Origin of the sequence: Corynebacterium sp. KPL4035, from assembly GCF_037908325.1 — a bacterium.
GTDB classification, from domain to species: Bacteria; Actinomycetota; Actinomycetes; order Mycobacteriales; family Mycobacteriaceae; genus Corynebacterium; species Corynebacterium kefirresidentii.
Genome location: NZ_JBBMGF010000001.1, coordinates 108,691 through 129,335, shown reverse-complemented (window position 1 = coordinate 129,335; position 20,645 = coordinate 108,691). Strand labels below are relative to the sequence as shown.

Annotated in this window: 18 protein-coding genes; 6 read left to right on the top strand and 12 right to left on the bottom strand. The window is 57.2% G+C overall.

What is annotated here, in order from left to right; translation table 11 throughout:
* Window positions 1-16 precede the first annotated feature (16 nt).
* From WMP96_RS00595 to ctaC, 9 genes are all read right to left on the bottom strand, one after another.
* A complete protein-coding gene (locus WMP96_RS00595; protein ID WP_301715593.1) occupies window positions 17-1,120 on the bottom strand; it encodes a glycosyltransferase family 4 protein in 1,104 nt (367 codons plus the stop codon).
* Window positions 1,121-2,164: a C40 family peptidase gene (locus tag WMP96_RS00590; RefSeq protein WP_200288858.1), complete on the bottom strand. Its 1,044-nt coding sequence runs from the start codon at window positions 2,162-2,164 to the stop codon at window positions 1,121-1,123. It lies immediately after the preceding gene.
* A 113-nt stretch (window positions 2,165-2,277) separates the two neighbouring features.
* Window positions 2,278-2,907 (bottom strand): C40 family peptidase, encoded by a 630-nt coding sequence (locus WMP96_RS00585; protein ID WP_301715592.1) that lies wholly within the window; start codon window positions 2,905-2,907, stop codon window positions 2,278-2,280.
* 968 nt (window positions 2,908-3,875) lie between these two features.
* Window positions 3,876-5,498, bottom strand: coding sequence for a cytochrome bc1 complex cytochrome b subunit (gene qcrB / locus WMP96_RS00580; protein WP_023021177.1), 1,623 nt, complete (start codon window positions 5,496-5,498; stop codon window positions 3,876-3,878).
* A complete protein-coding gene (gene qcrA, locus WMP96_RS00575; protein WP_023021176.1) occupies window positions 5,498-6,718 on the bottom strand; it encodes a cytochrome bc1 complex Rieske iron-sulfur subunit in 1,221 nt (406 codons plus the stop codon). The genes qcrB and qcrA overlap by 1 nt, the downstream gene beginning before the upstream one ends.
* Window positions 6,715-7,602: a cytochrome bc1 complex diheme cytochrome c subunit gene (qcrC, locus tag WMP96_RS00570; protein WP_049361051.1), complete on the bottom strand. Its 888-nt coding sequence runs from the start codon at window positions 7,600-7,602 to the stop codon at window positions 6,715-6,717. The genes qcrA and qcrC overlap by 4 nt, the downstream gene beginning before the upstream one ends.
* 53 nt (window positions 7,603-7,655) lie before the next feature.
* Window positions 7,656-8,267: an aa3-type cytochrome oxidase subunit III gene (ctaE, locus tag WMP96_RS00565; protein WP_432417960.1), complete on the bottom strand. Its 612-nt coding sequence runs from the start codon at window positions 8,265-8,267 to the stop codon at window positions 7,656-7,658.
* Between the two features lie 545 nt (window positions 8,268-8,812).
* Window positions 8,813-9,244: an aa3-type cytochrome oxidase subunit IV gene (ctaF, locus tag WMP96_RS00560; RefSeq protein WP_049361050.1), complete on the bottom strand. Its 432-nt coding sequence runs from the start codon at window positions 9,242-9,244 to the stop codon at window positions 8,813-8,815.
* Window positions 9,245-9,263: 19 nt separating this feature from the next.
* On the bottom strand, window positions 9,264-10,337 hold the full coding sequence (gene ctaC, locus WMP96_RS00555; RefSeq protein WP_049361049.1) for an aa3-type cytochrome oxidase subunit II: 1,074 nt from the start codon (window positions 10,335-10,337) through the stop codon (window positions 9,264-9,266).
* A gap of 388 nt (window positions 10,338-10,725) precedes the next feature.
* Here ctaC and asnB point away from each other — a divergent pair, with 388 nt between their 5' ends.
* Window positions 10,726-12,648, top strand: coding sequence for an asparagine synthase (glutamine-hydrolyzing) (gene asnB / locus WMP96_RS00550; RefSeq protein WP_340431823.1), 1,923 nt, complete (start codon window positions 10,726-10,728; stop codon window positions 12,646-12,648).
* A 66-nt stretch (window positions 12,649-12,714) separates the two neighbouring features.
* On the opposite strand, the gene WMP96_RS00545 is transcribed toward asnB, so the two are convergent.
* Window positions 12,715-13,059, bottom strand: a complete 345-nt coding sequence (locus WMP96_RS00545) for a HesB/IscA family protein (protein WP_005324455.1) — start codon at window positions 13,057-13,059, stop codon at window positions 12,715-12,717.
* Window positions 13,060-13,200: 141 nt separating this feature from the next.
* On the opposite strand from WMP96_RS00545, the gene WMP96_RS00540 reads away from it, so the two are divergent.
* Together WMP96_RS00540 and WMP96_RS00535 are read left to right on the top strand one after the other, a co-directional pair.
* Window positions 13,201-13,893: a DUF3043 domain-containing protein gene (locus tag WMP96_RS00540; RefSeq protein WP_200288854.1), complete on the top strand. Its 693-nt coding sequence runs from the start codon at window positions 13,201-13,203 to the stop codon at window positions 13,891-13,893.
* Between the two features lie 12 nt (window positions 13,894-13,905).
* Entirely contained in the window at window positions 13,906-14,700 is a 795-nt protein-coding gene (locus tag WMP96_RS00535) for a nicotinate-nucleotide--dimethylbenzimidazole phosphoribosyltransferase (protein ID WP_200288853.1), read from the top strand.
* An 8-nt stretch (window positions 14,701-14,708) separates the two neighbouring features.
* On the opposite strand, the gene WMP96_RS00530 is transcribed toward WMP96_RS00535, so the two are convergent.
* Window positions 14,709-15,806, bottom strand: coding sequence for a branched-chain amino acid aminotransferase (locus WMP96_RS00530; RefSeq protein ID WP_445292936.1), 1,098 nt, complete (start codon window positions 15,804-15,806; stop codon window positions 14,709-14,711).
* A 103-nt stretch (window positions 15,807-15,909) separates the two neighbouring features.
* Here WMP96_RS00530 and WMP96_RS00525 point away from each other — a divergent pair, with 103 nt between their 5' ends.
* The 3 genes from WMP96_RS00525 to thiC all read left to right on the top strand — a co-directional run bounded on the left by WMP96_RS00525 (window position 15,910) and on the right by thiC (window position 20,179).
* The gene (locus WMP96_RS00525; RefSeq protein ID WP_340431817.1) at window positions 15,910-17,397 is read left to right on the top strand and encodes a leucyl aminopeptidase; all 1,488 of its coding nucleotides are present in this window, start codon (window positions 15,910-15,912) and stop codon (window positions 17,395-17,397) included.
* A 38-nt stretch (window positions 17,398-17,435) separates the two neighbouring features.
* The gene (locus WMP96_RS00520; protein WP_301715587.1) at window positions 17,436-17,972 is read left to right on the top strand and encodes an isochorismatase family protein; all 537 of its coding nucleotides are present in this window, start codon (window positions 17,436-17,438) and stop codon (window positions 17,970-17,972) included.
* Window positions 17,973-18,397: 425 nt separating this feature from the next.
* Window positions 18,398-20,179, top strand: coding sequence for a phosphomethylpyrimidine synthase ThiC (thiC, locus tag WMP96_RS00515; protein ID WP_301715586.1), 1,782 nt, complete (start codon window positions 18,398-18,400; stop codon window positions 20,177-20,179).
* On the opposite strand, the gene WMP96_RS00510 is transcribed toward thiC, so the two are convergent.
* Window positions 20,171-20,581, bottom strand: a complete 411-nt coding sequence (locus WMP96_RS00510; RefSeq protein WP_301715585.1) for an oxidoreductase — start codon at window positions 20,579-20,581, stop codon at window positions 20,171-20,173. The two genes, thiC and WMP96_RS00510, sit on opposite strands and share 9 nt — an antisense overlap.
* Window positions 20,582-20,645: the final 64 nt, after the last annotated feature.

Here is a 20,645-nt window from a genome sequence, read left to right as displayed (position 1 = left end):
CCTGGTTAGGGTCACATCAGGACATCAGCCGACGCAATCGCTGGCCCATAATCCGCCAGGTCCAATGAGCTTCTACATGGCGACGCCCCGCTTGCCCCATGCTGAGCCTACGCTGCGGATCAGCCAAAAGAGCCTTTACTGCCTCTGCCAGTTCCTGCACCGATGAGCCATTGACGACGACTCCGGTATCCTCCGTCATTGTCTCCGGTGCTCCGCCGGAGTTTCCGGCAATAACCGGCAGGCCGCACGCTTGGGCCTCCAAGTAGACAATGCCTAGGCCCTCAACATCCAGACCGCCGCCGCGAGTGCGCGCCGGCATGGCAAAGATATCCGCCGCGTGCAAGGCAGTCTCAATGCTCTCTGCTTCTTGAATCACTGCATCCGGGCAGTAGATATCCGCCAGTTCCTCTAAGGCCCGGCGATAGCGCCCGCGCCCGATAAGAAGTAGCTGCGTATCGGGGAATTCTCCACGTACTAAGGGCATGGCGCGTAGGAGCTGATCCTGGCCTTTGCGGGGTACGAACCGCGATATGCACACGATAGTCGGCCCGCTGACACCGAACTCAGCCTTTGCAGCTGCACGTTGCTCCGGTGTGGCCGGGAAAAGTCCTTCTACACTCACGCCGGAAGGCAAATGCTCCCACCGCGGATTCGGCCCAAATGCTCGGCGCAACCGACGCAGGGTGTATTCAGAGATATAAGTAATGACGTCGGCGTGATCACCAATGCGGCGCAGGCACTGCCTGGCGACGGGCAGCATCGACCACCCCACCTCGTGTCCGTGGGTTGTAGCAACCACACGGGTGGCTCCTGCCTCTTTAGCGGCCTTGCCCATCAAGGCAAGGGGCGCAGCTGCACCGAACCACACGATGTCAATGCCCTCGGCGCGGATAATCTCCTGCATGCGGCGCACCGTGGCCGGCGTCGGCAGCATCACTCGGCGAGGCCAACGGATAACCTTGTAGTCCACCGCGGCATCGAATTCCGACGGCGACTCCTGAGTCGAGGCAAATACCACGACGCCGCGCGGATCTAAGGTTGCTAAAAAATCCCGGAGGTAAGACTGAATCCCGCCGATCTTGGGCGGGAAATCATTGGTTACCAGCAGAACGCGGGCCACTTAGTACCGCGCCGTTCCGGTAATCGGCATGGACTTCAACGGCACCACCTGAACAGGCACGCCATAGGTAGAGGCATGGACCACCTGCCCATTACCGATGTACATACCCACGTGAGTGACACCAGGGTAATAACCCACAATATCGCCCGGCTGCAGGTCCTCTAGCGGTACCGAGGTGCCGCCAGCAATCTGAGCCTGCGACGTACGTGGAATCGACTTGCCAATCTGCTGATACGCCCAGAACATCAGCCCAGAGCAATCAAATTGATCTGGGCCTGCAGCGCCCCAGCCATAAGGTGCACCCAGCTTCGACAGAGCAGCGGAAGCGGCACCATCAGCAACCTCGCCCAAATCCATATCAGGCTTATCGGTACCGCCGAACTGCCCTTCCCAGGCCTGACGCTGTTGCTCATCGAGGGCGTCTACCTGCTTCTCGATGTCCTCTTGCTGCTTTTCCAGCTCCTCCTTTTCCTTGAGGAGCTTCTCGCGCTGCTCTTCTAGCGCCTTCTTTTCCTCGCGTACCTTAGTAGCGGCTTCAGTAGCCTTGTGCTTTTCTCCCTCCGCCGTCGAAGCGGCGCTCGCCTTTGCATCAAGGGTGCGCTGCGCCTGGCGGGAAAGCGCGCCGAGGTAACCCATGCGCTCAACTGCATCGGAAGGATTTTCTGCAGCCAGCGCTCCCGATACAGCGGAGCGAGAATCGCCGCGGTAGCGCGACTGAGCGAGGTCATCGACGCGGCTCTGCTGCGCGGTCACGTCACCCTTCGCCTCATCCGCCCGAGTTTGCGCCTCAGCGGCTGCGCTCTCAGAATCAGAGACTTCCGCCTGTTTTTCCTCGAGCTTGATTTCTAGCTCTTTTACTTCTTCATTCTTGGCGGAAACCTTGCGCGCAACCTCGCCAACGCGCTCCACCAACGCGTCCATATCTTCCGTGGCGTTTTCCTGTTGCGGCGCCGCTTCCTGCGCAACTACCTGCGAAATCCCAGAAACCGACGACACAGCAAGAGCTGCCACGATTGCAGCTACGGGAAGTACTCGTTTAGACACGTAAGGACCCTTAGACTAAGAGGAATTTAAAAATCGCATCAATTATAGCGGGTTTTACCCCCTAATGCACAACAAAGCCCTCCCACGGAAGGGAGGGCTCTATCCGCAACCTATTAGAAGCGGACAGCGGAGTGAATCGGCATGTAGTTCATGTCGCGCTCCTGAACCGGAACACCGGAGTTCAAAGCGTCAATGATGGTGCCGTGGCCGGTGTAGATGCCGACGTGGGAAGCACCACCGTAGTAAGCGATGATGTCACCCGGCTGCAGCTGATCCAGCGAAACCGGAGTACCACCGGAGGCCTGTGCCTGAGAGGTACGCGGAATCTGCTTGCCAGCCTGAGCGTATGCCCAGCTGGTCAGGCCGGAGCAATCGAAGGCGTTAGGGCCTGCAGCGCCGTAAACGTACGGGGAGCCGATAACGGAGCGGGCTGCTGCCAGCGCCTTCTGACCAACGGTCTGCTGTGTCGGAGCTGCCTGCTTGTGGCCGGCGGCTGCGTAGTTGGTGTTCTGCTGGTCAGAAACCTGGCCCAAAGACGGAACGTAGCGGTCAATGTTCGGGACCTGGTCAATATTCGGGACGTTTTCCAGACCTGCTACCTCGAAGCGGTAGTCAGTATTAGGTACGACGACCTCTGCCGCCTGCGCTACGCCTGGCGCAACGACAGCTGCGGTGGCAGCCAGTGCTGCGGTAGATGCGATTCGACGGGTGTTCTTAATGCCCTGACGACGGTGCTGTGCCATGAGAAAAACTCCAATTCTTCCTGCGCGCCTACTTCTCTACTAAGAGAAGCTCTGACCCTGGGGGACTAGCGTTCGTTGGAAATCCGTTCCTTTAGGATTTCCTCCACTCGGCCCCTCAGTAGGAGGAGCCAGATGCGGCGCTGTAATTCTTCTGTTTAGATTGAGCACCTTTCGGGCGGTAACTCAATGTCTCGAATAGGTTACGAAATCATTACAACCGATGTCCATTCGCACTACCCAATTTTGCTTTGTTATCGGTTCGTTACCTTCCCTTGACCTAGACGAGACTTATCACCCATAGAACGAAATAAGTTCACCGCTAGCAGAACTTATAAACCTACTACCTGCATAAATATCAAAGCTCAGACCACACCGCTCAAAGCCGTATGTTCACAATGCTGACACTCAACAATTAAGCAAGTTCTAATTTGTGACTTTAGCCACTAACACATTTGATGGCCCTATTTAGCCGTAAGTTAACCCCTTCTACTCCACCGCACTGTAGCCCCTTCACGACAGTCGAACCTCCCTACATAGCCGAGCAGTATCGGCCTCTCGCCGCGTACAGATCTTTAACCGAAACCCATAGTGAAGGTCACCGCGAGACTAGAAAATAGGGCGTAACTACAAGGAACTTTAGAAAGCCCCTACAAGAAGCAGCATCGAAGCCTGACTGCCCGTAGGGACAACGCCAAACGAAAACAACAAGCCCGGCTATGAACGCCTGCCGAGGAACTCCATGGACTTCTCACGCGTTTATCGTCTAAACATTGCTCCTCCATGCTCCAAGGCCGCTCACCGCGCAGGGGCTCCATTCCAGTACTCTTTCTGCGCTTCGGCATTACACCTCAATAACAACAGCACCTAGAGAAGTATTGGGCCAGCAAAACGCAAAACCCACCCTTGCTCCTTCAGCAGGAGCAGGGTGGGTCTATGAGCGTGTTTCGAGTAATCCTCAGGAAAAGGGCTTAGATGCGGCCGTTTTCCTCGTCCTCGCGGCGGTTAGCCTCGTTGAGGCGACGGAACATCTCCGCTTCCTCATCGTGGTTATCCGAGTGGATTTCATGGACGCGGTGCATGAGCGCCTCATCGTCAGGGCTAAAGGTGCCCTGAGTCTCGGAATCCGCCAAGCCGAGCTGGTTGAGCTGCTTTGGAACCTGAGCACCTGCGTACTCGAGGGGAACTGGGTGACCATCGGCATCAACCGGGCCGAGCGGCTGGTGAACCTCAATGAAGGCACCATTCGGCATCTGCTTGATAACGCCGGTCTCGATACCGTGCTCCAGAACCTCACGGTCGGAGCGCTGCAGACCAACGCAGATGCGGTAGGTCATGAAGTATGCAATCGGAGGCAAGATGATCAAGCCGATACGACCAACCCAGGTCATCGCGTTGAGCGAAATCTGGAAGAAGTGCGCTACGTGGTCGTTACCACCGGACAGCGTGACCAGCAAGAAGAATACGATGGCAGCTGCGCCGATAGCGGAACGGGTAGGAACATCGCGCGGACGCTGCAATAGGTTGTGGTGTGCATCGTCACCGGTGAACTTCTTCTCCAAGAATGGATATGCCATAAGCAGTACGACCATCAGACCACACAGCAGAGCAACCCAGAACGCGGAAGGAATGGTGTAGTTGCCAATGTAGAGCTCCCAAGCTGGCATGACACGGGCAACACCATCAGTCCACAGCATGTAGATATCCGGCTGAGAACCGGCGGAGACCTGGGACGGGTTGTATGGTCCAAGCGTCCAGATGGCGTTGATGGTCAGCAGACCAGACATCAGAGCAAGTACGCCGGCGACCATCATGCCCATGCCAATTGCCTTGGTAGCAAAGACCGGCATAATGCGGACACCAACGACGTTGTTCTCGGCACGGCCCGGTCCGGGGAACTGGGTGTGTTTCTGGAACCAAACCATAATCAGGTGGGCAGCAATCAGGCCGAGGATGATGCCCGGAATGACCAGAACGTGCAGGATGTAGAAACGATCCAGCATCAGGTCAGACGGGAAGTCACCGCTGAAGATTGCCCAGTGCAGCCAGGTACCGATAATAGGCAGGCCGAGGATGATGGCGGACATGATTCGCAGACCAACACCGGAAAGCAGGTCATCCGGCAGGGAGTAACCGAGGAAGCCCTCGATCATGCCCAGCAAGATGAGTGCGCAGCCGATGATCCAGTTTGCTTCACGTGGACGGCGGAATGCGCCGGTGAAGAAGATGCGGAGCATGTGAGCCACCATGGACATCATGAACAGCAGGGCTGCCCAGTGGTGCATCTGGCGCACAAACAGACCGCCACGAACCTCAAAAGAGATGTCCAGCGCAGTGGCGTAAGCGCGAGACATTTCCACACCGTTCAACGGTGCGTAGGTGCCGTCGTAAATGACCTTCGTAATGGAAGGGTCGAAGAACAACGCCAAGTAGATACCGGTCAGTACAAGAATGATGAAGCTGTACAGCGCCATCTCACCGAGCATGAAGGACCAGTGGGTCGGGAAGACCTTGTTCAGCTGAGTCCTCAGCACACCGGCGGCGCTATAACGCTCATCCATATTGTTGCCCATTTGGGCGAGTTTATTGCTCATTATGACTTACGCTCCCAGAATGCCGGGCCGACAGGCTCAATGAAGTTGCCCTGTGCAACGAGGTAGCCCTCGTCGTCCACCGTGATAGGCAGCTGTGGCAGTGCACGGGCTGCAGGACCGAAGACCGGCTTGCCGTAGTGCAAAGCGTCGAACTGCGACTGGTGGCATGGACACAGGATTCGGTTGGTCTGAGCCTCATAGAGAGAGGTCGGGCAACCGATGTGAGTACAGATCTTGGAGTAGGCGTAGTAGTCGCCGTGGTGGAAGTCTTCTTGACCTTCGCGCTCGATGGCCTTCTGCGCATCGTTGTGACGCAGTCGGATCAACATCACGGCGTTGCGGTTGCCGTGAATTGAGTGCATGTGGTGCTCGTAGACATCGCGCTCGGCATCGTACTTATCGCCATCGTTGACGTCTTCTTCTGCCAGCGGGAAGACGGTCTCCATACCGCCTGCTGCCAGATCCTCCGGACGCACGCGAACCAGGCGGGTAACGCCCTTGGTGCTGTAGTGCTCGCCGGTTTCACCGGAGTGCTTCTCAGCGATGGTACCGGTGTCGCGGGCCAGGTAAAGCTTGACACCTTCATTATGAAGGGTCCAGCCGGAGGTCCACAGAGTTCCGTCACCGGCGTAGTTCAGGTTGTGGCGAACCTTCCATGGGTTCTTGATTGCGCCGCCCAGCGGTGCAATCACAGTCAGGCCGAACAGAACGCCGGCTCCGCCCAACAGCCCCTGAACGGTCTTACGGCGACCAAGAGTGGAAGTCTTCCAAGAATCATTCAGCAACGCGGTCAAGGTACGACGGTCAACCTCTTCGGAAGGACCGTCATGGCGACGCTGTACGGAAATCTCCTCTGGGAGGATCTTCTTAACGTACTGAACAATGGCGATACCCAACGCACAAATTGCGAGTGCGGCGGTAATACCCAGCAAAGGAGTGTAGAGGGTGTGCCAAATGTGGCCCTCCTCCCCTAGCTGCTTGTACTGCCACGGCCAGAACAGGTAAACGCCGAGGAATCCCAGCCCGCCGATGACAGACAGGAAAAGCCAGATGGCGACGTTGCGGCCCGCACGCTTTTCAGCCGGGTCGCCTTCAACCGGGAAGCGCTCCTTGCGGAACGCGACGGTGACATCATCGAGCTCGGTACCTAGAGCAGCGAGTTCATCGTTGCTCATCTTATCGAGCTCAGCATTAGTGTAATTCTTCTTTACATTGCTCATGAGCGCGATCCAATCCACATAGCGGCGGCGCACAGGGCGCTAATGCCGATAATCCACATTGCCAGGCCTTCCGCTACGGGGCCGAGGCTACCAAGGTCCCAACCTGCTGGGGAAGGAGTTTCCTTTGCAGACTTGAGGTAGGCAATGATGTCCTTCTTCTCGTCTGCAGTCAGCTGGCGGTCGGAGAACTTAGGCATGTTCTGCGGGCCGGTCAGCATTGCCTGGTAAATCTCCTGCTCGCTTGCCGGGGCAAGCTCAGGAGCGAACTTACCGGAGGACAGCGCGCCACCCTGGCCGGTGAAGTTGTGGCAAGATGCACAGTTCATGCGGAAGAGCTCAGAGCCCTTCGCTACGTCTTCTGCTTGGATTTCGCCATTGTAGTTAGCACCACGCAGGGATTCCTGGGCAACGCTTCCGTCATCGTTGTAAACGATGTCTGCGCCGCCACCATTGGCTGCTACGTATGCAGCCAATGCCAGAGTCTGCTGCTCGGTGTAACGCGGAGCCTTGCGCTCTGCCTGCGCATCGTTAGACATCATCGGCATACGGCCAGAGTGTACTTGGAAGTACACAGAACCAGCGCCGATGCCAACGAGGGAGGGACCCCGGCCTTCGATGCCCTGCAGATTGGCACCGTGGCAAGTGATACAAGCGGTGTCATAGATGTCCTTGCCCTCCTGAACGAGGGCTTGGTCATCTTTTTCCGCCGTGGCGACCTGTGCGTCTGGGGTCAAGGCAGAAGCCAAGACGCCCGCACCGGACAGGCCAATCGCCAAAGCGAAGCCACCGGCAATGGTGCGCTTCGCCTTGCGGCGACGGCGGGTCTTCTTAGCCGCCGCAGTGGTCTGCTCCACTGCCACGGACTGCGAATTGTTATCCATCATTTTCCTTTAGATAACTCGAACACGGGAGGACTGTTTGGGGATAGTGGCCAGTTCTACTGGACCAAGTAAATAACGGTGAAGACGCCGATCCACACAACGTCAACGAAGTGCCAGTAGTAAGACACTGCCATTGCGGCGGTCGCCTGCGCCGGCGTGAACTTGGACTTAGCAACGCGCGCCAGGATGATTGCAAAAGAAATCAGACCTGCGGTCACGTGCGCAGCGTGGAAGCCGGTGATGATGTAGAACACCGAACCGAAGACGCTGGACTGCACAGTCACACCTGCGTGAATCAACTCGGTCCACTCGAATGCCATGATGCACAGGAACACAACGCCCAGTACCAGCGTCACGGTGTACCAGAGTCGAAGCTTGTAAACGTCACCCCTTTCTGCGGCAAACACGCCGAACTGAGAGGTCACAGAAGAAGTAATCAGCACTGCCGTAATGAGGAAACCCATGGGCAGGTTGATATGGGCGGTGTGCTCCGCCCAGTCGCCTTCTTGACCGTTTGCTCGCGAGGTGAACCACATCGCGAACAGTCCGGCAAAGAACATCAATTCCTGAGACAGGAACACGATGGTGCCCACACTGACCATATTTGGTCGGTTCAGTGAGGCAGCACGTGGTGCTGTCATACCTTGGTTAGAAACTACGCTCGTCACAGAGGCCATTATGGCTGTTCTGGGCGGCAAAGTCACCTCGATTCCCCCCGTTATCACTATTCATTTTTGATGCTTTAGCCAGCAGACGTTCAGCCAGTTCCCTGCGATATTTTTATTTTTTCCGCCGGGAACTTTTTCCTCTGCTTTACGACGCCCCATCGATGCAGGTGACAACACACGACGCCCCACGCTTAGGAATTCCCGAGCGCCCCCACCTCAGTAATTCTGACCTGTAGATGCATTAATAAGTACGCGAGATTGATACATTCTGGAGAGATAAATCACACCCACTCACCACCCCAAACCCGCAGGTCTACAACTTTCGGTCGACCCCCGCGAAAAGTCGCCTCTACGTGCCCGAATGACGTAGACAGTCAGGTAGCAGTCTTGCTAGATATCCAGCCACTACCCCACCACAGAAATGTTTTTTGGAATCTAGGGAACTTTTTCGCGGAACATCCGACTACCGATCGCCAAAGCCCTCCTAGCTTCCAAAGCTAGGAGGGCGGAGAAGTTTTAGGCGGAGATTTCTTCAGAGTGAAGAACTAGTGCTTTTCCTTTGGCAGACCGTACTGCAGGGAAAGACCGGTGCATGCCGCGATGAGGCAGACAGCGCCGAGAGCGATCAACCAGAAGTAGAGGAAGATGATACCCAGGCCAAGGAGGGCGATAGCACCGGTCATAGCCAGCGGCCAGATGGAGCCTGGAGAGAAGAAGCCTAGGATGCCAGCCGCATCCTCGGTCTCTGCCTCTTCCCAATCCTCTGGCAGGACGTCGCTGCGGTTATCGGTGAAGTGCAGGTAAGCACCGAGCATCATGCACAGCAGGAAGGCAAGGAACATACCCACGATGCCAACCCACTCGGCACCATACAGGTAGCCGTCGTCCTTAACGAAGGTAACGCCGAAGATGTAGACAATCAGCGAGACAAGAAGGTAGGTCGCGATTGAGTAAAAGACTTTCGATGTTGCACGCATTGTGTTGTGTCCTTATCTCTTATGCCGCCGTGTTGACGAAGTTGTCACCATTAGCGGTATCACGCTCGCCGGAGAACGGGTGGGTGGTAACCGCGTATGGGTCCTGACCGATTTCCTTGAGAGCCTCGGCGTTGGTAGCTTCCGGATTGTTCTCGCGGAACTTCATGTACTTGTTGAAGTCCTCTGGGGATACAACGCGGATTTCAAAGTTCATCATCGAGTGGTAGGTACCGCACATCTCGGCACAGCGACCAACGAATGCGCCCTGCTTCTCAATCTTTTCCACCTGGAAGCTACGCTCCTGAGCGTTTGCCTCTGGGTGTGCGTAGACGTCGCGCTTAAATAGGAACTCCGGTACCCAGAATGCGTGGGATACGTCCCCAGAAGCGAGACGGAATTCAATCGCGGTATCGGAAGGAAGAACCAGAACCGGAACCTCTTCGGTAGTACCGACGGTCTCAATCTTGTTGTAGTTCAGGTAGGAAAGGTCGCCCATGGACTTGCCGTGGATTGGGTTCGGGTTATCGATACCCTCTGGGTCGTGAGCAGACTTTTCTGCCTCGGCCTGACGTTCCTTATCAGCACCGTCATAGTTCTCACCGTTAACGTGGTTCTCCGCGTAACCGAACTTCCAGTTCCACTGGAAAGCGGTGACGTCGACGACGACCTTCGGATCCTTATCCAAGGCGGTAACTTTCTGCTGGGTCTGAACGGTAAAGAAGAACAGGCCCATGATAATGAGGATCGGAACGATGGTCAGAACCATCTCAAGCGGTACGTTGTACTGAATCTGGCGCGGGAACTCGCCCTTGCCATCCTTCTTCGCCTTCTTCGCGCTCCAGCGGAAGATAGCGGTGAGGAATAGGCCCCACATAATAAAACCAACGATCCATGCAGCAACCCAGACCCAAATCCAGAAGTTGTACATGGCCTCTGCCTCAGGGGTAATACCCTTTGGCCAACCGAATCCTAGGAGGTTCTCTACAGCAGTTGGCGCCTGAACGTCACAACCTGCCAGAGCGAGTCCACCCAGAGCAAGTGCGCCAGCTACGCCCGCCTTGCGGGCAAAGGTGCGCTTATTACGCTGTCCCACGTGTGTTCTGCCTTTCTGTCCACACAAAACTTCTCGAATACTCACAGAGCACTCTTACCCAATCAGAATAGAGGAAAATTGCCAGATTCCCAGCCTATTTAAAGGCATAAAAGGGCACCTAGTGCACTCATTTCATATTCTCCTTCTTGTAGGTTACCGCCCCACCTGCACAATGTTCCAACCGGACCCTAAGGTTCCAACACGGCCATGTGTGTCAATTCACAGCTTGCCCGGGGATACATCAACCGAAAGTTCGCACCCTATCGGGGAAGCTATTTCCAAGGCAGCCAACAGCTTTCCTTAAGCCGTGGCGTGTTCTAGTTTGCACCTCTCGAGCCGTAAAGTGGGTGACTAGCAATAGACGCTTATATTAAGGAGCAATCTTTACATGTGCGGACTTCTTGGCATGCTCGCCGCCACGGGCGACGTAGATAAGTACGTTGACGCGCTAGAACGTTCCCTGCCTTGCATGCGCCACCGCGGCCCAGATGCGGCAGGCACCTGGCACGACGGCGATGCTGCCTTTGGCTTCAATCGCCTGTCCATCATTGACCTAGAACACTCCCACCAGCCCCTTCGCTGGGGTCCGGAGGACCAGCCTGACCGCTACGCCATGACCTTCAACGGCGAAATCTACAACTACGTAGAACTACGGGAAGAGCTCAAGGGCCTCGGCTATACCTTCCATACCGAAGGCGATGGTGAGCCTATCGTGGTGGGCTACCACCACTGGGGCAAGGACGTGGTCAACCACCTGCGCGGCATGTTCGGCATCGTCATCTGGGACACCCACACTAAGACGATGTTTGCTGCCCGCGACCAATTCGGCATCAAGCCGCTGTACTACGCCACCACCGACGCTGGCACTGTCTTTGCCTCCGAGATGAAGTGCATTCTGGAAATGGCAGACGAGATCGGTCTAGAGCTCAACCTTGACCGCCGCGCCATTGAGCATTACGTCGACCTGCAATACGTCCCGGAGCCGGAGTCCCTCCACGCGAATATCCGCCGCGTGGAATCCGGCTGCACCGTTACCCTTCGTCCAGGCGAAGAGGTTGTCTCCGAGCGCTACTTCAAGCCCCGCTTCCCTGTTCAACAGGTAAAGCAAGGTGAAGAGCAGCAACTCTTTAACCGGATTGCGGAGGCGCTGGAGGATTCCGTAGCTAAGCACATGCGCGCCGACGTCACCGTAGGCTCCTTCTTGTCGGGCGGCATTGACTCCACAGCTATTGCCACCCTGGCTAAGCGCCACAACCCTGATCTGCTGACTTTCACCACCGGCTTCGAGCGCGAGGGCTACTCTGAGGTCGATGTCGCGGCAGAGTCCGCGGAAGCTATTGGCGTGGAGCACATCGTCAAGATTGTCTCCCCGGAGGAGTATGCCGAGTCCATCCCGAAGATCATGTGGTACCTGGACAATCCGGTAGCTGACCCTTCGCTGGTGCCGCTCTATTTCGTGGCCCAAGAAGCCCGCAAGCACGTCAAGGTTGTTCTTTCCGGTGAGGGCGCGGACGAACTCTTTGGTGGTTACACCATCTATAAGGAGCCACTGTCCCTCGCTCCCTTTGAGAAGATCCCTTCCCCACTGCGCCGAGGGTTGGGCAAGCTCTCCCAGGTGCTGCCAGAAGGCATGAAGGGCAAGTCTTTGCTCAACCGTGGCTCGATGACCATGGAAGAGCGCTACTATGGCAACGCACGTTCCTTCAATTTTGAGCAGATGCAGCGGGTTATCCCGTGGGCGAAGCGCGAATGGGACCACCGTGAGGTTACTGCGCCCATCTACGCCCAGTCTGAGGGCTTTGACCCGGTCGCACGCATGCAGCACCTAGACCTCTTTACCTGGATGCGCGGTGACATCTTGGTCAAGGCCGATAAGATCAATATGGCCAACTCGCTTGAGCTTCGCGTGCCCTTCTTGGACAAGGAAGTCTTCAAGGTGGCCGAGTCCATCCCTTATGACCTGAAGAGTTCCCACGGCACCACCAAGTACGCACTGCGCAAGGCAATGGAGCAGATCGTTCCGGCCCACGTTCTGCACCGCAAGAAGCTGGGCTTCCCCGTGCCGATGCGCCACTGGTTGGCCGGCGACGAGCTCTACGGCTGGGCCCAAGACACCATCAACGAATCCCAGACCGAGGACATCTTCAATAAGAAGGAAGTTCTCGAGATGCTCAAGGAGCACCGCGACGGCGTCTCCGACCACTCCCGCCGTTTGTGGACCGTACTGTCCTTTATGATTTGGCACGGCATCTTTGTGGAAAAGCGCATCGATCCGCAGATCGAGCAGCGCGACTATCCAGTCAAGCTCTAAGAGCCTTCCACACATACACAAGAGGGTGGGTGCCATCGGCACCCACCCTCTTTGCTGTCCTTCTTTTTAGTTGAAGGAATCGCCACAGGCGCAAGAACCGGTGGCATTCGGGTTATCGATGGTAAAACCCTGGGACTCGATGGTGTCAGCGAAGTCAATCTTGGCACCGGTCAGGTAAGGAACGGACATCTTGTCCACGACGAGGTTTACGCCGCCTACCTGGTCGACCTTGTCACCATCCAAGGTGCGATCATCAAAGTAAAGCTGGTAGCGCAGGCCAGCGCAGCCACCAGGCTGAACGGCAATGCGCAGGGAGAGATCGTCGCGGCCTTCCTGATCAAGCAGCGCCTTTGCCTTAGCGGCTGCTGCTTCAGTCAGAATGACGCCGGTTGCGGAAGCTGGAGCGGTCATCACTTCTCCTCAATAAGTATTGGTTTCGTTGCCACTACCCTACCCGCTTCTTTCAGGTGGGAAAAGGTAGCCCACTGCTACAACATCTACTGGGCCGGGCCTATTCCCCTATTCGCGCCTAAACCTTGTAGTGTGAGGAGCGTGAAACTCCCGTGGCAAAAAGATGACAAGACCTCCACTGAGCCCGCTCCTGCGCAGGACAAGGCGCAGGAAGAAATTCAGAAAGAGCCCCAGCGCAAGGGCTATACCCCACCGAAGGGTCGTCCTACGCCAAAGCGCTCCGAACAAGAGATCGCGCGCGGCGTAAAGCGCGATCCCCATGGCATGTCCGAAGCACAGCGTTACCAGCACCGCAAGGACATGAAGAAGTCCATGAGCAAGGACGAGTGGAAGGAATATAAGAAAAAGGAGCGCCAAGAGCGCCAGCAGGCCAACCGTGAGCAGCAGGCCCGCATGGCTGACGGTGATCCGCGTTTCCTTCCCGCTCGCGATCAGGGCGCAGAACGCGCCTATGTGCGCGATTGGGTAGATGCGCGCCGCAGCTTGAGCAATTGGGTTATGCCAATGGCCCTAGTTCTCATCGTGGTCGTGTTCTTGACTTACGCGGTACCAAGCATCGCGACGGTCATTAACGCGGTGGCGATGGTTATCCTCATTATCTTTGCCATCGAGGGCATCATCTTGGCCCGCCGCTGCAATAATGCCGTGCGTACCAAGTTCCCTGGCACCACTGAAGCCGGCTTTAGCCTGGGCTTTTATGCATATTCCCGCGCCAGCCAGCCGCGCAAGTGGCGCATTCCGCGCCCCCGCGTGGAGCTCGGTGCTGACGTTTAGGGAGATGTGCTCATGGCCATTCCGCAGCCCGATTCTCAGGCACGTACCGCACACGACGCACAGCTCGCGCCTTATGGGCGCCTGACCGAAGCCGCCCAATGGCTAGCCGCCTGCCAAGGCAGCGCCCCCGCTCAGGAGCCGCAGCGTATACGAGCCATCGTCTTTGCTGAGCAGGAGCCCCAGCTACCGGCTCCCGAGACCGCTGCGCGTCGGGCCGGGGCCGGACTGAATGTAGTCACGGTGACGGATCTATCCCAGGCATATGACTTGGGAGCCGCTACCGCAGATGCGGAAATTGATGCCGGTGCGGACCTACTGATTCCCGGCGGCGTGGAAAGCGCCCGCGTCCCCGCCGTGGTCATGGCGACGATGACGCAGACGGAGCCGGTAGTGATCGTCGGCAAGCAGCCCAGCGTGGAAGACTGGAAGCGAGAGGTCTCTGCCATTCGAGATGCTATGTTCCGCGCCCGCAACCTCGAGGGCATGGAGCTCGTAGCCTCCTGCCAGTCTGCGGTGCTGGCCGCTGCGGTGGGGCTCATTACCCGAGCCGCGGAGCGTCGCACGCCCCTCCTTATCGATGCCCCCTTGACCGCAACCGCGGCGCTCCTTGCCGAGCGCGACAACCCTGGGGTGAAAGAGTGGCTCTTCGCCACTACCCTATCCACCGCCCCTGCCCATGAGTTGGCGCTAAGAAAACTGGGCCTCCAGCCACTGCACCAACTGGCAATGGAGCCGGAGCCCACCCTCGGCGCCCTAGCGGCGCTGCCGATGCTACTTACCGGAGTCGAGATCGCCGCAGACGCCTAAGCCGCGGCCTATTTCACCAGGGTATGCAGCCAGCCATGGGTATCTTCCACGGCACCGCGCTGAATTCCGGTTAGGCGCTCGCGCAAGGTCATGGTGATCTCGCCTGCTTCATTGCCATTGACCTGGAAATCGGCGGAATCGCTCAGCACGTGGCCCACCGGGGTGATAACCGCGGCAGTACCGCAGGCAAAGGCCTCCGACATTGCGCCGGATTCTGCATCGCGCTGCCATTCCTCGGCCGTAATGCGGCGTTCGGTGACCTTGTAGCCCAGGTCTTGGGCAACTTGCAGAAGAGATTCGCGCGTGATGCCCGGCAACAAAGAACCGGATAGTTCTGGCGTAACAATCTCCACATTCTCGCCGGAGCCATAGACAAACATGAGGTTCATTCCGCCCATTTCTTCGATGTAGCGGCGTTCAATAGCGTCCAACCAGACCACCTGGTCACAGCCCTTTTCATCCGCCTGAGCTTGGGCCAATAGCGAGCCCGCATAGTTGCCCGCAAACTTGGCCGCGCCGGTGCCGCCGGGCGCTGCGCGCACGTAGTCGGTGGACAGCCAGACGGATACCGGTTTGATGCCACCACTGAAGTAGGAACCCGCTGGGGAGGCTATTAGCACGTAGCGGTAGGACTTGGCCGGGTGAACCCCCAAGGAAACCTCGGTGGAGATCATAAAGGGACGCAGATACAACGCCGCTTCTCCACCGGCTTCCGGTACCCAGTTCTTATCTACTTCCACCAATTGGCGCAAAGACTCAATAAACTCCTCCTGCGGCAGCTCCGGCATAGCCAAGCGTTCAGCAGAGTTGATAAACCGCTGGGCATTATGGTCTGGACGGAAGGTGGCAATGGAATCATCGGGCTGACGATAGGCCTTGATGCCTTCAAAGATTGCCTGCCCGTAGTGGAATACGTTGCTTGCCGGTTCCATTGTCATCGGCCCGTACGGTCTTACCTGAGCATTGTGCCAGCCCTTTTCTTCGGTCCAATCAATGGTGACCATGTGGTCCGTAAAGTGCTTGCCAAAGCCGGGGTTGGCGAGGATTTCGCTCAATTCCTCCGCAGACGTGGGATTATCGGTCCGAGTAATCGTGTAATCAAGCATGCCCACAATCTACCCCTTTATCTATAGCGAGGCAGGAATAAGTTCACCGCTGCGCGGTACAGTAGAGGGAAGATTGATAAGCCTTTTTATAAAGGAGGACACTATGGCACCAAACGAATTGCCCGCACGCGGTCACTTTCCCAAGCTAAAGCTGGGGAAGAAGGTTCCAAAGAAGGCGGACGCACTACTAATTGCTGCGTTCGAGGGCGAAGGCGGGCTAGAACTGCCGGGCACCGAGTTGCTAGGGGCTGCCGCACTGCGCTCCACCTACGAAGCACTGGTGGCCGTAGGGGCTTCCGGCACCGCCGGCGAGGTCACGCGAGTACCGGCTCCAGCTAAGGCTGGCGTAGCCTCCATCATCGCCGTGGGATTGGGCGAAGCAGAAGAAGTAGACGATGAAACGCTGCGCCGCGCTGCAGGCCAGGCCGCCCGCTCCATTACCAAGATTGAACAGGTAGCTACCTCTCTGGGCGATTTTGGCATCGCCCCAGTGGTAGAAGGCCTCATCCTCGGCGGCTATAAGTACTCCGGCCTACGCAGCGAGCCATCTACGGTGCCCACCACCTTTACCGTAGTGGCCGAGAAGTCAGCCCAAGAGGAATTTGAAAACGCGAAGATTACCGCTGAATCCGTTCTTCTCGCCCGCGATCTGGTCAATACTCCATCCAACCTGCTCTACCCAGAAAGCTACGCCGCTTTCCTTTCCGCCCAAGCAGCAGAGGCGGGCCTTGAGGTAGAGGTCTTGGATGAAAAGGCCCTAGAAAAGCAGGGCTTTGGCGGCATCCTGGCGGTCGGCCGTGGCTCTGCACGTCCGCCGCGTTTGGTCCGCTTGAGCTGGCGCCCGAAGAAGGCCAAGCGCCACGTCGCGCTGGTGGGCAAGGGCATTACCTTTGATACCGGCGGCATTTCCTTGAAGCCAGGCGCCAAGATGTGGGACATGATTTCCGATATGGGCGGTTCCGCCGCAATGGCCGCTGCCATCATCGCTGCGGCAAAGCTGAACCTCAAGGTGGGTATCACCGCTACCCTGCCACTGGCAGAAAACATGCCAGGCAGCGATGCCACCCGCCCAGGTGACGTCATCACCCACTACGGCGGCATTACCTCCGAGGTGCTCAACACCGATGCGGAAGGTCGCCTCGTGCTTGCTGATGCCATTGCGCGCGCCAGCGAGGACAACCCTGACTACCTCATTGAAACGGCTACTCTCACCGGCGCCCAGATGGTTGCTCTAGGTGAGCGGACCGCCGGCGTTATGGGTTCCGAGGAATTCCGTGACCGCATGGCCGAAATCGGCCGCGAGGTGGGCGAGAAGGCTTGGGCCATGCCGCTACTGGAGGAACACGAGGAATCGGTAAAATCCGCCAGCGCCGATATCCGTAATATCAACGCTAAGCGTGAGGGCGGCATGGAATATGCCGGCACCTACCTCCAACACTTTGTGGGTGAAGGAATCGAATGGGCCCATATCGATGTGGCCGGCCCTTCCTTCAACACCACTGGCGCTTATGGATACACCCCAAAGATGGGCACCGGCGTGCCCACCCGCACGGTGGTAGCAGCCCTGCGCGAAATTGCTGAATTAAAGTAGCACCACAGCAGGCTTTATGCGATTAAACTCCTAAAGGCATGAAGCCTGCTCTGATTATCGTTGACGTTCAATATGACTTTTGCCCCGGCGGCGCCTTGGGTACCGAACGAGGCAATGAAGTCGCTGCCAAGATCGCTACCCTGCAACAGGATTATGACACCGTCGTAGCCACGCAGGATTGGCATATAGATCCGGGCTCTCACTTTTCCCAGAGCCCGGATTTTGTTGATTCCTGGCCCGTGCACTGTGTAGCCGAATCCCACGGAGCGGCCATGCATGAGGCTATCGGGCCGGCCCAAGCCTACTTCCGCAAGGGCGAATACACCGCCGCCTATTCCGGATTTGAGGGTGCTGCTAACGGCACCCTGCTTGCTGACTGGTTGCGCGAGCACCACATCGATGCCGTAGACATCGTGGGCATTGCCACCGATCATTGCGTTCGTGCCACCACTGCTGATGCCCTTAATGAGGGCTTTGCCGTCCGCGTTCTGCGTGACTATTGTTCCCCGGTAGATGAATCTCGCGGTGAGGCGGCGTTGCAAGAGTTAGCCGCTGCCGGCGCCACGATCTGCTAGGCAAAAGAAAACGCCTGCGGCCCTCGAACCGAAAGTGGTCCGAGGGCCGCAAGCGTCTCTCTACAAGGTGTTTCCATGTATCGGCTAAAACAACCGCCCTCTGGAAACATGAGGGGTTCTCTCTATCTCTCTCGCATGCGCTCTCTCAAACGCATGAACTTAGTATGGGTTACCGATATTGGATACCGGTGGAAGAATCCTGAAAGTTTCCTGTTGACCTAACAACCACATTCCTTCACCCTCCCACCACGCATCACTAGGCCTAGACCAAATGCGGAAAACCCTGCGCTGGGTGAGGCGATTGTTATAGGGTGATCTGCGTCCCCACGGGTGCCCGAGCACGGGCTGAGAGTGCGCTACAGCTGCGTATCTACCGTTCGAACCTGTTTGGTTAATACCTACGAAGGAAGAGAGGAGAGCCTGCCATGACGGCTGCCCCAGAAAACCACCCCAAGCATTCCTATTCCCCCATTCGACACAACGGTTTAGAGGTCCCAGAGACCGAAATCCACTTGGACGATTCCCCTCATGCCCCTAACGAGCCCTTCCGCGTTTACCGCACGCGTGGTCCCGAATGCGCACCGGAGCAGGGGCTTCCGGCATTACGCACCGAGTGGATTCAAAAACGCGCGGATACCGAAAAATACCAAGGCCGCAACCGAGAGCTCGCTGACGACGGCCGCGCCGCACAGCGCCGCGGTGCTGCCTCCCAAGAATGGAAGGGCTCTAAGCGCCTGCCACTTAAGGCGAAGGCAGGCCAACGCGTTACGCAGATGCATTATGCCCGCCAGGGCATCATTACCCGAGAAATGGAATTTGTAGCTCTGCGCGAGCATTGCGATGCGGAATTCGTACGTCAGGAGGTCGCTCGCGGCCGCGCGATTATTCCCAATAATGTCAACCACCCCGAGTCCGAGCCCATGATCATTGGCCGCAAATTTCTTACCAAGATTAACGCCAATATCGGCAACTCAGCAGTATCCTCCTCCATCGATGAGGAAGTATCCAAACTGCGCTGGGCTACCCAATGGGGTGCGGATACCGTCATGGACTTGTCTACGGGTGACGATATCCACACCACTCGCGAGTGGATCTTGCGCAACTCTCCGGTTCCCATCGGCACCGTCCCGATTTACCAAGCATTGGAAAAGGTCAATGGCGTAGCGGAGGACCTCACGTGGGAAATCTTCCGTGATACCGTCATCGAGCAATGCGAGCAGGGCGTGGACTATATGACGATTCACGCTGGTGTGCTTTTGGCCTATGTGCCTCTAGCTAGCAATCGCGTGACTGGCATTGTAAGCCGCGGCGGCTCGATTATGGCGGGCTGGTGCTTGGCCCACCATAAAGAATCTTTCCTTTACGAGCACTTTGATGAGTTATGCGAGATTTTTGCGCAGTACGATGTTGCATTTTCGCTTGGCGACGGCCTGCGGCCCGGCAGCCTAGCCGATGCGAACGACGCAGCCCAGTTCGCTGAGCTTAAAACGATTGGTGAACTTACCCGCCGGGCTTGGGAGTATGACGTCCAAGTCATGGTGGAAGGCCCCGGGCATGTCCCGCTCAACATGATTCAAGAAAATAACGAGCTCGAGCAAGATTGGGCCTCTGACGCGCCCTTTTATACTCTCGGCCCGCTAGTTACCGATATCGCTCCCGGCTATGACCACATCACTTCTGCCATCGGCGCCGCCCATATCGCTATGGGTGGCACGGCGATGCTGTGCTACGTGACTCCGAAAGAGCACTTGGGCCTACCCAACCGAGATGACGTAAAAACTGGTGTCATTACCTATAAGATTGCCGCGCACTCCGCGGACGTGGCCAAAGGTCACCCTGGCGCCCGTGCCTGGGATGACGCGATGAGCAAGGCCCGCTTTGAATTCCGCTGGAATGATCAGTTTGCGCTTTCCCTCGATCCGGAAACCGCGCAGGCTTACCATGACGAAACCTTGCCTGCCGAGCCAGCAAAGACCGCCCACTTTTGTTCCATGTGTGGCCCCAAGTTCTGCTCTATGCGCATCAGCCAAGACATTCGGGATATGTTTGGCGGGCAGATGGCCGAGCTAGGCATGCCAACGCTAGGTGAGCAAGTCCGCGAGGCCGTCGACGGCACTGCACCGGAGAAAGGCATGCAAGAAAAGTCTGCCGAATTCCGCCGCCGCGGCTCCCAGGTCTACCTACGTGAAGAGAGCGATCTAGCTTAATTCAGTCCCCGTATCGGGGTTCTCGCCGCGCTCGAACCGGGCGCGGCGTTTTCTTTGTTCTTCCCTTTTACGCAGAATGCGGTTTCGCTCCAGGCGTTCACGCATGCGCTGCGGGTAGCCGGTTTCTTCCACGTCATAAATATCGCAGCTCAATAATGCGGCCACCGCGTCGATACCCCTTGGCCCGCCGATGCGACGGCGGATGAACTCGCCGTTTTCATCGACAACGACAACCGACATCTCGTTGACCACTGTTTCCGGCTCCACAAAGGCCTCTACATACATTCTTCCGGCGGCCCACTGTTGCAAATCCTGCGCGTCTTCTGGGCGGATGGTCTCCCCCGGTCCGCGGGGTGGTCGCAGTGACGATCTGGACTTGTTGCGGCGGAAGGGGTTGAACATAATTCCCTAGCTTACCCGGAAGGAGGGTAGTTACTAACCCCACATCTGCACGAGGGTGAGCATC